Here is a 16532-nt window from a genome sequence, read left to right as displayed (position 1 = left end):
TAAAAGTCTAGATGTGCAGGCTGCCGTTTGGAGTAATGACATGAGATTCTAGCAAAAATACCGCAGGCAAAAATGCCTCAAAAGCTGGATGAATGTAAAAAGAACAATTGGCTGACAATATAGGTGAGAATGACCGTGCGGGAAAAGACGCAGTTATTTTTTCATACCGTTGGTGTTAATAGCTTAATACAGTAAGAACTTCAGCTGTAAACGGCTGGGAATCATCATTAAGCCGCTTTTTTAGCAATGAAATACTGATTGCGCCCATTTGATTTTGCCAGATACAAGGCTTGGTCTGCGCGCTGAATAAAATCAGAAAGATGATCCCGTTCGTGAGGTGAAATCGTGGCGGCGCCAATACTGACAGTGACATAGGGGGAGATTGGGCTGGCAGGATGCGGAATGGCTAATGCGGCAATCCGTTCCAGCAATTTGGCCGCAATGGCTTCAATCTGTCTTTCATCCTGTACCGGAAACATAAGCAAGAATTCTTCACCGCCGTAGCGCGCCGCTAAATCACTGCTGCGCGCCGCGGTATTTTTCAACTCTATTGCAATTTCCTGCAGGCATTGGTCCCCAGCAAGATGCCCTAAATGATCGTTGTAATCTTTAAAGTAGTCTAAATCGACCATTAAGATGCTCAGCGGCAGCTGGTAGCGCACAGCCGTTTGCCATTGCTGTTCAAGTACTGCTGATAAATGCCTGCGGTTGGCAAGGCCCGTTAATGAATCTATTTGAGACAACACTGCCAGCTGTTCGGCTTGCTGATCCATTTCTTGTTTATTCAGCTCAATAATGCAGTTTTGCAGATAATTTTCCCGATGCTGACGGTCAATGGCATAACACAGCGCCATGCCTAAAATACTGCTGAAAGTATAAGTTCGGTTGAGGATCGCCCAGTCAATCTGGTACCCCATGAACAGTGTAATAGCCGTCGCAATTAAGCCGCCAGACCAAACAGCAATCATTGCGGGATAGAAACGCATGCCTACAAAACTGTAAATAATAATGACCGCATACATCAGCGCTGCATGACTGAGCACATCGTTCGCATTGGCAAAAACGGTAACAATCAAAAAAGAAATGGCTGTAGAAAGGGTAGAGCCGATGCAGGTATATACGTCGAAATATTGATTGAACTTTTTGAAGAAAGACAGCAGCCAAGTCGAAATGATGACGACCCCGACCCATCCATAGGCAACAATCCATTCATAAACTTTTTCTTGCGTTGGAATAGTTTGATAAATCCCGAAACTTAAAAATGCATACAGCAGAAGTACAATAGGCGCCCTGAATCGGTACTCCATTGCGGCTTCATTTTGGTATTCCTGTTTATAAGCAGGTTCAAGGGATTTAGAAAAATAGACATAGTTTAGCCCCTTATGAATTAAGGTCTGAATTGCTTCACGTTTTAAATGCTTGGAACCTTGCAGTTTCATACGCAGCGACCAAATTTTAATTAAAGGGTGGCGCTTTTATGGTTTTACGCGCTATGCCTTGAGTATTCCTAAGAATTTAAGGTTTAACAAGTATTTAAAAAAATAAATTCCTGAAGGATTTGTGATTAATTATGCAAAAAATGAATTGAAAAATACTTAAAATAATTAGGCCGAAATGGCAGGTTTAGCAAACCGTATATATGTTCAGGATCATAAGTAGATTGGCCATTTCAATGTGGATTTGATTGATGAGTTGAATACTTATCTATTTTTTATGCATCGGCTGGCAATTAAAAAAACCAGCCTAGCGGCTGGTTTTTTTAATTTTAATAATAGTTACTGCTCAAGCAGCTGAGCTGCAGTGCTTATGGCTTATATAAGCCCAGTTCAGTCAAATGTAGGCGCAGAATTCGGCGCAGTTCCAGCACGGCTTCAGGGGTTTCTTGAATAGAATGTCCACCCTTTAGGATTTTTTCAGAAAGAGCGCCATCTAAATGCGCGCTTTTATAAGGAACGACATCATCTGTAATGAGATTCAGATCATCGCTTTTTGTCGCATTGCCAATAATAGAATGATATTTCATGCCTGGTTTGGGCATGATGTTTTCAGTTAAGGCGATAAATTTTGATTTATAGCTTAAATCGCTGGGTCCATTTTGAATCAGGCCATGATCAATCTCTTTGAACAGGTCTCTAAGGTCTTCTTCTTGAGTTAATACATCGGCCATGGCAGAAAGGAATGCGCCAGGCAGCTTAATTATTTTACGAGCGGCTTTGGTGAACCAGCGGTCAGCAAACTCTGTCCCGCGGTGGGGGGACGACAGGAAAATGGCGCGGCTGAAATTAGGAATGTCTTTCATGACCAAGCGGTCTTTGACCACATTGATATTTTTATATTGGTTAATTTGGCGCGAGTTCATCATTTTAAGCGCATCTTGTGTAACATCAGCATCGCTTACCAGCAAACGGGCGATAATGCCGCCCATGCTATGGCCAATTAAGACGGCGTCTTTCTTGGCAGGCGCCTGACTGCCGACTTGTGCAAAAGCCTGCGTTAAAATGGAATAAATTTGAAAGCGGCTCTCAACAATCGGCATATTGGTTGAATAGAATACCTGCCAGACCTGGTAGTGTTCCCGCAGTACAGGGTCGCCCATCATATCATTGGTCAGGCGTATCCAAGCTTCGGGGCTGCTGGCCAGACCGTGCACCAGAACAATGATTTTTTTATTTGGGTTGTATGGCTCCAGCATAAACAGGTGAGGCATGGTCAGCTGCTCATCACGGTCTATCAAGGACAAAAATGCAGATTTCCCTAAATTGTTTTGCGCAAGCCAAAGGCCGTAAGGGGCAGAAAAGTTTGCTGCCAGCGGATATTGCTTAGCGCCAATGGTCAGATCTTCATATTTATAAGGATCATACGCTTTAATTTGAAAATTTGAATTTTTTAAAATTTCATCAACTGAAGCTGCAGAAGCAGGCTCTGCCGTCAGTGTTGCCGCTAAATAGCGCGCCTGATGAATGTTCGGGTTCATGCCATTTGTGTATTTATAGCTGTTCGGGTCAATAATGTATTTGGCTTTGCCTGTCGTTTTTGGGGCATCATCGGGCAGAACAACTAAAAATTCAGAACCGAAACCGTCTCTTCGGGTGATTGAACGTAAACCTGAAAAGTTCAGATTGTACGTAGACATCAGCTGTTCGATTTTACGTTTTTTGAGCTCAGGGTAATTGTCAAAGTCAATGTTATACGTGCTTTGCCCAATTTTAATTTGGCTGGTGACTTCAGTCGGCTTATAGCGCAATGCGTAAGTATTGACGAGTTTCGCAATGCTCTGATTGTAGAAATCTCGAATCTGTACCTGTCTGTTGTCAAAAATACGGTCTTGCGGCCCGCGTTTGGTTTTAAACATGTAGGCGTAGCTGTAGCGGATACTTTTATCAAGCATATTCAGCTGCTGGTCTAAACATTTATCATAAGAAACCTGCTGTATTTGCTGATTTTCCTGAGATGTATGCTTGGTTAACGGGCTGATTTTGCATTCCGCTGAGTTTTCGAGTTCTATGGCTTTTGCGAGATAGAGTTCACTGGCGGTCGACAGCAGCTGTTCATCTAAAATCTGGGGAATTTGCTTAATTTCATTCACACAGCTTTCTGGCGATTCAGTGCAGATTTTTGCTTCGCGTCCAGTCATTGAAAGCACATTCAAGCTGGCTTCACTGAGTTTGTTGCGTGACAGAATACTGTCGCGCTCGTTGGCAATGGTGACGTTTAAAGCCTGATTTTTTACGCTGACTACTTGGCAACCGCTAAGCATCAGTGTGCTCAGTAATCCCGTAAGCAGTAATTTATTGATTTTATGCTGCATACTGTGTTCACAATGATTCGAATTTTCAATGATTAAATCATACGGCAATCCTCAGCTTTTTCAATTCGCCTAAATAAAAAAAAGGCCAATAAAATGGCCTTTTTTTTATTCAAGCATTAAGACGCTTTAGGCGGGTTTAAAACTTGCCATACATTCCAGCGGCCTTGCTTTTCAATTTCTTGAATTAAGCGGTCAGCAATTTCACCTTCTTGCGGATATTTGACTTTGTAGTTTTTCAGTACATTGATCGCGCTTTTCTTTTGTTCCATCGCAATGTAGTTGTTGGCGGCAGATAGATAAGCTTCTTGCACGCCCGCTTTCATCGCTTTGTCCAGATAAGGGATCGCTTCACGCTGACCGCCGCCTTCAGACAAGCCAAAACCGAACCAGAAGTTTGCTTCAGCATCATCTTGGTTGATTTTTAGAATGCGCTGCGCATAAGTTAAAGATTTCGTGGTGTAGACTGAACCTAAGTCCAGATTACGCGCCATAACGCTGGCTTTGAAAGCACGGATTAAAACATCAAAAGAAGCATTGTCTTTAGATGCTAGCGTGTCCAGCTGCTGTGTAACTTCTTTAAGTTTTGCTTCGAAACCTTTACGTTCTTGACGCTGTACAAAGCGTGGCGGATAGTGACGCGCTTTGCCTTCGACTAATTGCAAAAAGTCATCAATTTCAGTGATATCAATTTCATTGTCGCCAGCAAGCGCTGCATATTTCATAGAACGGACTTTGCTGTTCACCGTTGGAATGATCAGGCGGTTAACATCTAAAGTCATTTTTTTAGACGGGTCGCTGGCTAAATTGACTTCCATTTTTGTTACAGGCTGAGACGCTGCTTTTTGCAGGTCAATTTCAAATGGAGGCGGCGCATCATAATTAAATGGGTTTAATGCATAGAACGGCGGTGTCAGTTCAGGCTCAGCAAAAATCATTGCGCCTTCAGGATTTTTATTTTTAGTCGGGGCGCTTCCGCAAGCGGCAAGAGTTAAAGCAACTAAGGCAACGGCCAAGGGCTTAAGCGTCATAGTGATCTTCCATTTGATTTATTTTAAAACTTAAAAAAGGCATGTTTGCAGTCTAAAAAAACTCAAGCAAACATGCAAGTCAGTTACTGAGCACTTAAGCGTTATTCACGGTTAGTGTTATGCTTTGGATTGACTGCTTTGCGCTTCGCATTCACGTTTGGCATCTTCAATAATTTGCAGTTCTTCATCACTGAATGGCTGTTCATTTAATTGCTGCTTTTTAAATGTCGGATCAAGCAGCGACAAGCGCTGGCACAAGGTATTCATGCGCTTTTCGTTCAGCTGAATACGGTCCAGCAAAACACGCATGCCGTCCAAGATAGGATCAGACTGCTCCTGCGTTGCGGCATAAGCCTGAAAACCAATGCTTTCGGCATAATCGCGGCGGCTACTTTCTTCGTTATCTTTCGGTTTGTTTTTAGTAATAAAGCGCGCAGGATTGCCAACGGCAGTCGTTTCAGGCGGCACTTCTTTGGTCACCACGGCATTCGAACCGACTTTGGCATTCTTCCCGACCGTGAAAGGCCCAAGAATTTTGGCGCCAGCGCCTACAACGACGCCATCTTCAAGCGTTGGGTGGCGTTTGCCTTTATTCCAGGTTGTTCCGCCTAGAGTTACACCGTGATACAAGGTCACGTCATCGCCAATTTCAGCTGTTTCACCAATGACTACGCCCATGCCATGGTCGATAAAAAAGCGGCGTCCGATTTTCGCGCCCGGATGAATCTCAATGCCCGTGGCAAAACGGCTAAAAGAAGATAAAAGGCGTGCAGAGCCTTTACAGTCTTTAGTCCACAGTTCATGCGCAACACGGTGCATGAGCAGGGCATGAATGCCCGGATAAGTGGTTAAAACTTCAAGCGTGTTCCGAGCCGCAGGATCGCGCGCGAATACAGCTTGGATATCTTCTTTGAGCTGTTTAAGCATTAGATTGATCCTCTTTATCCTTAGATTTTTTCCATGTACCGTTATTTAATGCCTGTACTCGGGTAAATATACCGCGAAGTAAATGATATTCCATACGATCTAATTGTATACGTCCAAAAAGGCGACGCAAGCGTAAAGGTAATAATCTTGGATTTTTAGGGTCCATAAATTCAATTTCAGCCAGCATTTTTTCTAAATGCGGGTAAAACTGTTCCATTTGCTCGTGCGTGACTAGCGGCTCATCCCATTGCATGTCAATATCGTCTGTCACGTGCATTTGCGCTTCAGGATTAACGCCTTGTTCAATATACGCCATCGCTGCCATACGCATTTCATAGCAAATGACTTGAATGGCTTGAGCGACATTCAATACGCCGTATTCGCTGTTGACAGGAATAGTCACATGATAATTGGCCATTGCCAATTCTTCATTGGTAAGGCCCCGGTCTTCACGGCCAAAGACAACGGCAATTTCCTGCTGATTTTCAGACACCGCTTTCAGCGACATTTCTGCAGCTGGACGCGCGTCCAGCAAAGGCCATGGAATAGTGCGGCTGCGGGCACTGGTGCCAAAAACAATATGGCAGTCTTTAATGGCTTCTTCTAATGTTTCAACGATTTCAATTTGTTCGATTAAATCGGACGCACCTGCTGCCAGTGCGTCAATGTCAGGGTGCGGATAGGTTTTTGGCGCCACCAGAACCAGCTTGGACAGGCCCATGGTTTTCATGGCGCGAAGCGCGCTGCCGATATTCGCGGGTAACGTGGTATTGACCATGACAATACGGACATGGGAGAGATGCGCTGAAACAGCGGCATTGTCAATTTGACTCATTCTTGTTCCAAATTTAAATATTTAAAAGTTAACAGCTGGCTCAAGCGCTATACATCATGAATATTGATTTACAGCTTCTGCTTGATATAAATCCATTGCATCATCCATGCTCATATCTGGCGGCGGCGGAGCGATATTGGCTGGCTGAGCCTGTTCATAGCTGACGGCCTTAGCTGCTTTAGACTTGACATGATATTCAATATAGAGCGCTTCTTTGCCAAAGTATTCGCGCAGCTTACTGAGTGCTTCATCCAGCGGGGCAATGTTCCAATTGGCGCCGCAATGCAGTTCAACTGATGCATAAGCGAAGTCCAGCTTAAGCTGAAGCGGGATGTGGCTGCACATGTCCACATTGCAATACGGCGCAATAATATGCTGAATATCTTGTGTTAATGTTTTGCTGATGTGCTCAGCATCCAGCGTGATTTGAATGCTGTTGGCTCTTTTCTGCCGGATTTCATTCAGATTGAACGCTTTGCTTAACCGTCCCATGGGGCGGTCAAAACCTTCCCGTTCATAAATCTCGCCTTCAATCACGACAACTTTTTCAGGCTGAATAATTTCTTTAAAACGCTGAAACCGCTCATGATTTGCAGAGACTTCAATACGGGCAGTACCATCATCCAAAGTGATCATCATACGGTTCGGGAAGTTGGCGACATCCACCACTAAACCTGCAAAAACTGTTGTCACACCGCGCCGCGTCGGTGTCAATTCATTAATACGCTGTGAAACGAATGATTTTAGTTCGGGGCGGTAAACGTCAATTGGATGGCCTGTTAAATACAAGCCTAGCGTATCTTTTTCACCTTTCAGGCGGACTTCATCTGACCAAGGCTTAACTGGTTTTGCGGGTTTGCGCTGAACTTCTTCAACTTCGCCAAACAAATCCATGATGCCTGTTTCACGGTTGTGGCGCGCTTGGTCTGCTGCCTGTACAGCCTCTGGCAGCTGGGCCATTAAGCTCGAGCGTTCTATACCTAAACAGTCTAATGCGCCTGCGCGGATTAAGGCTTCCAATGTACGCTTATTGATTTTCTTTAAATCGATACGGTGGCAGAAGTCAAATAAATCGCGGTAAGGGCCTTCCTGAATGCGGGAGTCAATTACTGACTGCATTGCTGCTTCACCGACGCCTTTAATTGCGCCTAAGCCATATACAATGGTTTTTGGGTCGCTGGCGTGGAAGTTATACAAAGACATATTGACAGATGGCGGCAGCACTTCTAAACCGTTGCTGCGGCAGTCATCAATAATGAAGACGACGTTATCGGTGTTTTGCATTTCCGATGTCATTACGGCAGACATGAACTCTGCAGGGAAATGCGCTTTCAGCCAAGCAGTTTGATAGGCGACTAAGGCATACGCCGCCGCATGTGATTTGTTGAAGCCATAACCTGCGAATTTTTCCATATAATCGAAGATATGGTTCGCAGTATCAGTATCAATATCTTTTTTCGCGGCGCCTTCAATGAAGATCTGACGGTGTTTCACCATCTCTTCAACTTTCTTTTTACCCATCGCGCGGCGCAGCAAATCGGCGCCGCCCAAAGTATAGCCGGCACAGAACTGAGCGGCCTGCATAACCTGTTCCTGATACACCATAATGCCGTAAGTCGGTTCTAAAACTTTTTCAAGCAAAGGATGCAGGTATTCAAACTCACCGCCATGCATACGGAAAATGAAGTCAGGAATCAGATCCATTGGGCCTGGACGGTACAAGGACACGAAGGCGATAATTTCTTCAAATTTGCTTGGACGCGCGTCCTTCAGCATTTTTTTCATGCCGACGGATTCAAACTGGAATACCGCAGTGGTATTTGCAGTGGCGAAGACCGCGTAGGCCTTAGGGTCATCCAATGGAATGTAGGAAATATCGACAGCTTCTGTAATGTCTGGGCGCGCATTAATATGCTTAATTGCATCTTCAATAACGGTTAAGTTACGCAGGCCCAAGAAGTCGAATTTAACTAAGCCGGCTGATTCTACGTCATCTTTGTCAAATTGAGCTACACGGCTGGTACCGTCAGCTTCGCACATGACTGCAGAATAATCGGTCAGTTTTGTCGGTGCAATGACTACGCCGCCGGCATGCTTACCGGTATTTCGGGTAATGCCTTCCAGCTTCAGCGCCATTTCCCAAATTTCGGCAGCATCATCATTATCCGGATTGGACGGGTTGGTCACAATGTCTTTGAGCTGCGGCTCCGCTTCCAGTGACTCTTCCAGCGTGAGGCCCAAAGGTTTCGTCGGAATCATTTTAGAAATACGGTCAGCTAGACCGTACGATTTGCCCAAAACCCGCGCAACGTCACGGATGGCGCCTTTTGCGGCCATCGTACCAAAAGTTGCAATTTGCGATACAGCTTCACGGCCATAGGTGCGCGCCACATAGTCAATAACACGGTCACGGCCGGCAATACAGAAATCGACGTCAAAATCGGGCATGGAGACCCGTTCTGGGTTCAAGAAACGTTCGAAGAGCAGATCGTAACGCAGCGGATCCAAATCGGTAATTTTTAAACTGTACGCAACCAGCGAGCCTGCACCTGAACCGCGGCCGGGACCAACGGGAACGCCGTTGCCTTTAGACCACTGAATGAAGTCCATAACGATGAGGAAGTAGCCTGGGAAGCCCATTTGCAAAATAATTTTAATTTCGAAATCAAGGCGTTCGTCATAAGGCTTACGGACATCTGGCCAATCGTCGCCGCGTTGACTGATTGGATATAGAAAATCGAGGCGTTCTTCCAGGCCCACTTGACACAAATGTTCAAAGTAGGTGTCAATGGTGTGACCATCAGGAATTGGGTAATCGGGTAAATCGTTAAAACCGAGGCGCAATGATACGTTGCAGCGCTGCGCGATATAATAAGTATTTTCAATGGCGCTAGGAATGTCCGAAAAGAGTTCGGTCATTTCTTCTGCAGATTTGAAGTACTGTTCTGTGCTGTAATTTTTTGGACGGCGGCTGTCACCTAGGACATAACCGTCCGCAATGCAGACACGGGCTTCATGCGCTTCATAGTCTTCAGCGGTGACAAAGTGCACGTCATTGTGCGCGACCACGCCAATATTATATTTTTTAGCCAGTTTAACGGCTTCTTGAATGAACTCATCTTCGCCGGGGCGGTTGGTTCGGGTCAGTGCGATATAAACGCGATTGCCGAATTTTTCGACCCATTCCTGCAGCAGTGGTTCAGCTTTTTGCGGGTTCGAGGTCAGTAGCATTTTACCGACATCGCTGTGCTGGCCGAGCAGAACAATTAAATCTTCATGCTGATTTAAAATCCATTCTTTCTTGACGCATGGAATGTCCAGCTGCTGGCCGCTGATATAGCCTTCAGAAACAATCTCGGTTAAGCTGCGCCAGCCTTTTTTGGTCATTGCCAGCAAGGTCACGCGATGCTCTGCGTCATTCAGGCGAATGGTTGAGCCAAAGATCGGCTTAATGCCTTTATCTAAGCACTTTTTATAGAATTTAACCGCAGCATGCAGGTTGGATAAGTCGGTAATTGCTAAAGCAGGCATGTCATCTGCAGCTGCAGCTTTTACAAGATCAGGTATGCGTACAATAGATTCAGTGATCGAAAATTCTGTATAAATACCAAGATGTACAAAGTGCATAGATGAGTCCCTGCGAAAACAGCTGATTATTTTAGCATGCTCTGAGATTAAACTTGCGTTTATTGAAAAGGATTGGCGAAGTTTTGTCTGTTCGCTGCCGCTTCAATAAATGCGCTGTACTGACCGGTGTTTAGCAAGCAATACCTTGGTTAATTAAGAATTTCACCAGTTTTCCATTTTTGAATGTGAATTCTAAGTTTCCAATGTAGGGTAAATCATATGCTTCTGGTGTTTTTAAAGCGGATTTAACAACTGATGGCGGGAGCAGAATGACATGAGCGGGAAGACTGTCTTCTGCTAATTTCGCACTCTTCGGAAAATCTTTTTTAAATTGCTGAAAGCTATATTGTGCGGTTATGGTTTTTTGACCGATTTGAATGTTGTCTGTGATTTTATCTGCTTGATCCCATTCTAGCCAAATATTTCCTTTGGTCTGGCCTAGTTGGGAGAATGCATATTTATTTTTATAGAACTGGTCATTTTTGACTTGAGGATTATCCTCAGAAAAAATTTCAAATTTTAAATATTTTTCTTTTGTTTTGATGGAAAATTCAGTGTTGCCGGTACATTCTGAATATTCATATTTTAATTTAGTTGGGTTTTTATTCAGCAGGCCATTTGCTTGCGAAGCGGGAACAGGCGATGCGAGTTCAATACCGTTGACTTTTATGCTGCTGATGTAGTCGTACGGAGCGATGGATGCTTGGGTGCTATTGCAGATTAGAATTAAAGGGATAAAAACCCAAGAATATTTCATTATATGAACCTGTTGTTATCTATGAATTGCTGGAATTATAAATGCCCATGAATGGGTCTGTGGCGGCATATTGTATTGTCTAAAGCGGTTCTTACGAAAGGGCTTGCCTGACAAAAACATTCAAGCAATTTACTTTAAGTTTATGTCTGTTAAATACACGGGATGAATCACTTTATTTATATGGACTGACCCATTTAAAAAGCCTTAAAACTTGAACAATAAAAAACCCTCGATTTGAGGGTTTTACAGTGCTTACAGGTATGAAAGAAACGGCTGTTAACGAATTTTGGACAGCCAGTCCCCCAAGCTTTGCACCAGCTGAACTAAAATCAGCAGCACAATAACGGTTAAAATCACTACGCTGGTGTCAAAACGCTGATAGCCGTAAGAAATCGCCAAATCACCAATACCGCCAGCACCGACAGCGCCGGCCATTGCAGTTGCGCCAATCAGGCTGATGGTGGCTGTAGTTAAGTTTAAAATCAGTGAGCTGCGTGATTCAGGCAAAACAAATTTGAAAATGATTTGCCAAGGCGAAGCGCCCATCGCTTGGGCCGATTCAATGATGCCTTCGTTGACTTCCAGCAATGAAGTTTCAATCAAACGGCCAATATAAGGGCCTACATAAATGGTCAGCGGTACAATCGCTGCCCAAGTGCCAATTGAAGTGCCGACAAGGACTTTGGTTAAAGGAATAACTGCAATCAGCAAAATAATAAATGGCAGAGAGCGCAGCGCATTCACGATGGGGTTTAGGCCATGATAAATCACACGGTTGGGTAAAATTCCTGCAGGACGGCTGACAAACAGAATGATGGCCTGAATAAAGCCCCAGATGCAGCCAAACAGCATGGCAAAAAACACCATGTGAAAGGTTTCCTGCAGCGCGGTCACAAACTGATCTATAGACAGTGAGCTTTTCCAAAATGGGGCAGTGACTTTAGTCAGCCATTGGACAATCCATTCTCTCATGCTTGAACTCCTGACTGACTCACTTCTACACCGCTATTTTCCAGGAATGCGACTGCCTGCTGAATTGCTTCTGCATCACCCAGCAGCTGAATGAACATTTGCCCAATCACCGAGCCATTAATTTCAGTCATATTGGCAAATAAAATATTCAGGCTGATATCAAAGGTTTTAATCACCGCTTGAATGACCGTTTCCTGAGCGGAACTGCCTAGGAATTTTAAGCAGTAAATGCTGTTATGATTTTGATTTTCCAAATTATTCAAAATGTTTACAGGCAGCTGCTGCTGAAGTACCGTTTGAATAAAGGTTTTGGTGGTTGAATGCTGCGGCTGACTGAAAATGTCCAGTGTAGAGCCGGTTTCAATCACTTTGCCTTGTTCCATCACAGTCACATAATCGCAAACGGATTCAATGACATCCATTTCATGCGTTACCATGACAATGGTAATCCCTTGTTCTTCATTAATTTTCTTTAATAAAGTCAAAACAGACTTGGTGGTTTGCGGATCAAGCGCCGAAGTTGCTTCATCGCACAGCAAAATTTTAGGATGGTTTGCCAATGCGCGGGCAATGCCGACACGCTGCTTTTGACCGCCAGACAGTTCATCTGGAAACGCATCTTTTTTATGCTTTAAATCAATAAATTCTAAAAGTTCATCTAAACGCTTTGAACGTTCGGCTTTGGAAACACCCAGCAGCTTTAACGGCATTTCAATGTTCTCTGCAACCGTTTTGGTTTGCAGCAAATTAAAATGCTGGAAAATCATCCCGATATTTGTACGCTCCTGACGCAATTCAGCAGCATTCAACGCCGTGAAATCTTTATCATTGATAATGATTTGACCTTCGCTCGGGCGTTCAAGCAGATTGATCAGGCGGATAAGGGTGCTTTTTCCCGCACCGCTGTAGCCGATGATGCCAAATATGCAGCTGGCCGGGATCTCTAGATTGATTTGATCCAGCGCCCTAACAGTTTGGCCTTTCAGCTCGAAATGCTTTGAAATATTTTTAAATTGAATCATATCGTCAGAAGCTATAGATAAAAGAAAAACAGGCAAAGTAAATTTGCCTGTTTAGATGTGCAAAGTATATTACTATTTTGCGTCTGTAAGATAGCTTACCGGCTTATTCACATCAACTTTTGTCCCGCCGAAGTGCTCTTGGACATATTTGCCTACTGCTGCAGTGTGGTAAAGCTCGCCCACTTTTTTCAGTACAGGGTCATTTTGACGGTCAGCAGCCACAGCTAAAACGTTCACGTTCATTTTGGTGCTTTGATCGACTGGCTCATAATAAACCGCGTCTTTAAGCACGTTCAAACCGCCTTCCATAGCCAAGGTGTTGCCTAAAACAATGGCATCCACTTCGTCTTTAACCCGTACAGCAGTCGCCATTTGAATGGGCTTGATCACAATTTTTTTCGCATTTTCTGTAATGTCAGCAGGGGTGCCTTTCACATTGTCAAAATCAGCTTTTAACTTAACTAAGCCAGCAGACTGAAGCAGAAGCAATGCGCGTGATTCATTGGCGCCGTCGTTCGGGATTGCGATTGTTGCGCCAGTTTTGAATCCGTCAAGCTTTTTGATTTTGCTTGAGTAGATGCCCATAGGTTCTAAATACGTTGTAGACAGCGGCGCAATTTTTTCTTTGTTGCTGTCGTTGAATGCCACCATGTAGGCATAAGATTGGAAGGCATTGACATCAATTTCTTTATTGGCAACAGCGGTATTCATAGACACGTAGTCTGTGAAATTTTTTACTTCAAGCTTGATGCCTGCATCCTTGGTCTCAGGAAGAGACGCAATATAGCGCCAGATATCAGCATCAGAACCGGTAGAGGCCATAGTAACCGTTGTTAACTCGCCAGCAGGCGCTGCAGCTTGCTCAGTTTTAGGCGCTTCTTGTTTACCGCAAGCTGAGAGAGTAAGCACAGATGCGCTCAGTAAAACGCTAAATAGCTTTTTCATGGATAAGTCCTAATGACGGAAATGCGAAATGTATGTGCATGTTCTTTGGTTTAGATCAAATTTCTAAAATCTTTGAACATAAGGTTCCTGGCCTGCATTCCAGTGAGACCGGGTTGCTTATGTATTGCTGCATAGAAATGATGAGAAATTTAAATGAGTTTTAATTGTTTAAATTTCTCATCAAAGATTCTTTTATCATAGCAATAAATGTTTGTTATACAAAGTGTTGGGAGTTATAAAGCATCAGCAGCATGAAACGGCTTTTAAAAATTAAGTTTTCTATAAAAATATATTGAAAACAAAAGCTTTTATTTAATTATTTGGAATGAACGCAGATATTTTATACTTATTCATAATATATAAATAATTTAGGATTGCTTATCTGTTTATTGAATATGGATGCGGGCTGGGAGTTGAAAAAATGCAAATCATTTATTTTTAATGAAAATTTATTGTGGTGTGTTTTTTTAATGGGCGGTTTGCTGAGTTTAGGTCGATAAAATGAAGTGCATGGATCAAAATTGATGTAGCGATAAGTTTAGTGATCAGGTGTTTTATTGAAAAATCTCTAAATAACAAATGCCCTTTACTCGAAAATTCAGTCTCTAATTTAATTTTTTTCACAAACCTTTAATCTTTTTGTATTAAATCAGATGCTTTCCTTGTTTTTGTCATGCGTGAAAACTTTAGGGGAAGTCAGTGTTTAATGACTCATGTTAAGATGTTCCGGTCAATTTTGACGTTTTATGGGGTCTGTTTTATGCTGCTAAAAGCTTCGAGTCAGGACTTTCCAATTTTGATAGAAATTTGGGAGCGTTCGGTAAGAGCAACACATGATTTTTTAGCTGAACAAGAAATTATCATTTTAAAGTCATTGATTTTAAATGAATACTTTCATCAGGTCTTGATTCATAAATTTGTTCAGGATGGACGGATTTTAGGTTTTATTGGGACAAGTAATGACAATATTGAAATGCTGTTTATCGAACCTGAATTTAGGGGAAAGGGGATTGGAAAAGCATTCATCGAATTTGCATTAAATGAGCTGAAAATTGATCAAGTCGATGTGAATGAGCAGAATACTCAAGCGGTTGGGTTCTATCAAAAACTTGGCTTTGAAGTGCTTTCAAGATCTGAGTTGGATCATCAGGGAAAGCCTTATCCGCTGTTGCATTTAAAATTCAAAAAGTTGTGTTAAAGGACAATTTCTAATGAGGAATTTAAAGTTGAGAAAACCCGCATTTAGCGGGTTTTTTATTAAGGCTGTTATGAATTAAGCATTTTCACGGGCTATAGCGCGGTAACCAATATCTTTACGGTATTGAACACCGTCAAAGGTTACTTTTTGGCAAAGTTCTAATGCTTTTGCCTGCGCTTCGCCAATGGTGTTGCCCAATGCTGTTACGCAAAGCACACGGCCGCCAGCAGTCACAATGTCGCCATTTTCATTGGCTTTAGTGCCTGCATGGAAGACTTTCGCATCAGCCATTTCAGTGTTTAAGCCTGAAATCACATCACCATTGCTCGACGTTTCAGGGTAGCCTTTTGATGCAAGCACGATACCTACAGTCTTACGCTCATCCCATTCGGCTTCAGCAGGCAAGTTGCCTGCAATGCCTGCCTCAACTAAATCCACCAATGATGATTTTAAACGCATCATAATTGGTTGAGTTTCAGGGTCACCAAAACGGCAGTTGAACTCGATCACTTTAGGCTGACCTTGTTCATCAATCATCAAACCTGCGTATAAGAAGCCGGTGTACACATGACCGTCTTTTTTCATGCCTTCAACGGTAGGACGCATCACTTCATTCATGGCTTTTTCGAAAACCTCGGCAGTCACAACAGGCGCAGGAGAGTAAGCCCCCATGCCGCCAGTGTTCGGGCCTTGATCGCCTTCAAAAATGCGTTTGTGATCTTGAGAAGTTGCCATCGGCAGAATGTTGTCGCCATCAATCATGCAAATGAAAGACGCTTCTTCGCCTGCAAGGAACTCTTCGATGACTACACGTGAGCCTGCATCGCCAAACTTGTTGCCGGCAAGCATATCATCAATGGCATCAAATGCTTCTTGATTGGTCATTGCGACAATCACGCCTTTACCCGCAGCAAGACCGTCAGCCTTGATCACGATTGGCGCACCATTTTTTTCAACAAATGCTTTTGCCGCATCTACTTCTGTGAACACGTCATAGAATGCAGTTGGAATGTTGTGGCGTTTTAAGAAGTGTTTTGCGAATGCTTTAGAGCCTTCAAGCTGTGCAGCAAATTGGGTTGGACCCCAAACTTTTACACCAGCAGCGCGGCAGGCATCCACGACACCATTTACCAATGGCGCTTCTGGGCCAACAATCACTAGTTCAACAGCATTGTTTTTTGCAAAATCAATAATCGCGGCATTATCTAAAATGCTTAGATTTACGTTTTCACATTTAGCTTCTGTTGCTGTGCCTGCGTTACCCGGTGCAACAAACACTTTAGCAACTTTGTCGTCTTGCGCGATTTTCCACGCAAGTGCATGTTCACGTCCGCCATTACCCAAAACTAAAATATTCATCGGTTCACACTCCATGAATCGAAAATGACATAAAGTCCTCAGCCTGAAAGCAGG

General features: G+C 43.5%; 12 protein-coding genes. 1 reads left to right on the top strand and 11 read right to left on the bottom strand.

Annotated elements, in window-relative coordinates:
- Positions 1-227 precede the first annotated feature (227 nt).
- The 10 genes from AZH43_RS15545 to AZH43_RS15500 all read right to left on the bottom strand — a co-directional run bounded on the left by AZH43_RS15545 (position 228) and on the right by AZH43_RS15500 (position 13921).
- Entirely contained in the window at positions 228-1439 is a 1212-nt protein-coding gene (locus AZH43_RS15545; protein ID WP_067671547.1) for a GGDEF domain-containing protein, read from the bottom strand.
- A gap of 365 nt (positions 1440-1804) precedes the next feature.
- Positions 1805-3808, bottom strand: a complete 2004-nt coding sequence (locus AZH43_RS15540) for an esterase/lipase family protein (protein ID WP_067671544.1) — start codon at positions 3806-3808, stop codon at positions 1805-1807.
- A gap of 116 nt (positions 3809-3924) precedes the next feature.
- Positions 3925-4836: an ABUW_2363 family tetratricopeptide repeat lipoprotein gene (locus tag AZH43_RS15535; RefSeq protein ID WP_067671541.1), complete on the bottom strand. Its 912-nt coding sequence runs from the start codon at positions 4834-4836 to the stop codon at positions 3925-3927.
- 117 nt (positions 4837-4953) lie between these two features.
- Positions 4954-5763: a serine O-acetyltransferase gene (cysE, locus tag AZH43_RS15530; protein ID WP_067671538.1), complete on the bottom strand. Its 810-nt coding sequence runs from the start codon at positions 5761-5763 to the stop codon at positions 4954-4956.
- Positions 5756-6598 (bottom strand): RNA methyltransferase, encoded by an 843-nt coding sequence (locus AZH43_RS15525; protein WP_067671535.1) that lies wholly within the window; start codon positions 6596-6598, stop codon positions 5756-5758. The genes cysE and AZH43_RS15525 overlap by 8 nt, the downstream gene beginning before the upstream one ends.
- 54 nt (positions 6599-6652) lie before the next feature.
- Positions 6653-10225, bottom strand: coding sequence for a DNA polymerase III subunit alpha (gene dnaE / locus AZH43_RS15520; protein ID WP_067671532.1), 3573 nt, complete (start codon positions 10223-10225; stop codon positions 6653-6655).
- 130 nt (positions 10226-10355) lie between these two features.
- Positions 10356-10982: a hypothetical protein gene (locus AZH43_RS15515; protein WP_067671529.1), complete on the bottom strand. Its 627-nt coding sequence runs from the start codon at positions 10980-10982 to the stop codon at positions 10356-10358.
- 276 nt (positions 10983-11258) lie between these two features.
- The gene (locus AZH43_RS15510) at positions 11259-11954 is read right to left on the bottom strand and encodes a methionine ABC transporter permease (protein ID WP_067671526.1); all 696 of its coding nucleotides are present in this window, start codon (positions 11952-11954) and stop codon (positions 11259-11261) included.
- Positions 11951-12976, bottom strand: a complete 1026-nt coding sequence (locus tag AZH43_RS15505; protein ID WP_067671522.1) for a methionine ABC transporter ATP-binding protein — start codon at positions 12974-12976, stop codon at positions 11951-11953. The genes AZH43_RS15510 and AZH43_RS15505 overlap by 4 nt, the downstream gene beginning before the upstream one ends.
- 72 nt (positions 12977-13048) lie before the next feature.
- Positions 13049-13921 (bottom strand): MetQ/NlpA family ABC transporter substrate-binding protein, encoded by an 873-nt coding sequence (locus AZH43_RS15500; protein WP_067671519.1) that lies wholly within the window; start codon positions 13919-13921, stop codon positions 13049-13051.
- A gap of 760 nt (positions 13922-14681) precedes the next feature.
- Between AZH43_RS15500 and AZH43_RS15495 the strand changes: the two genes are divergently transcribed.
- Positions 14682-15119: an acetyltransferase gene (locus tag AZH43_RS15495; RefSeq protein ID WP_067671515.1), complete on the top strand. Its 438-nt coding sequence runs from the start codon at positions 14682-14684 to the stop codon at positions 15117-15119.
- A 75-nt stretch (positions 15120-15194) separates the two neighbouring features.
- Here AZH43_RS15495 and purD read toward each other — a convergent pair whose 3' ends face one another.
- Complete coding sequence (purD, locus tag AZH43_RS15490; RefSeq protein ID WP_067671512.1) at positions 15195-16478, bottom strand: phosphoribosylamine--glycine ligase; 1284 nt, start codon at positions 16476-16478, stop codon at positions 15195-15197.
- Positions 16479-16532: the final 54 nt, after the last annotated feature.

The organism is Acinetobacter pragensis (assembly GCF_001605895.1).
Lineage (GTDB): Bacteria > Pseudomonadota > Gammaproteobacteria > Pseudomonadales > Moraxellaceae > Acinetobacter > Acinetobacter pragensis.
This window is presented reverse-complemented; position numbering and strand designations above follow the sequence as displayed.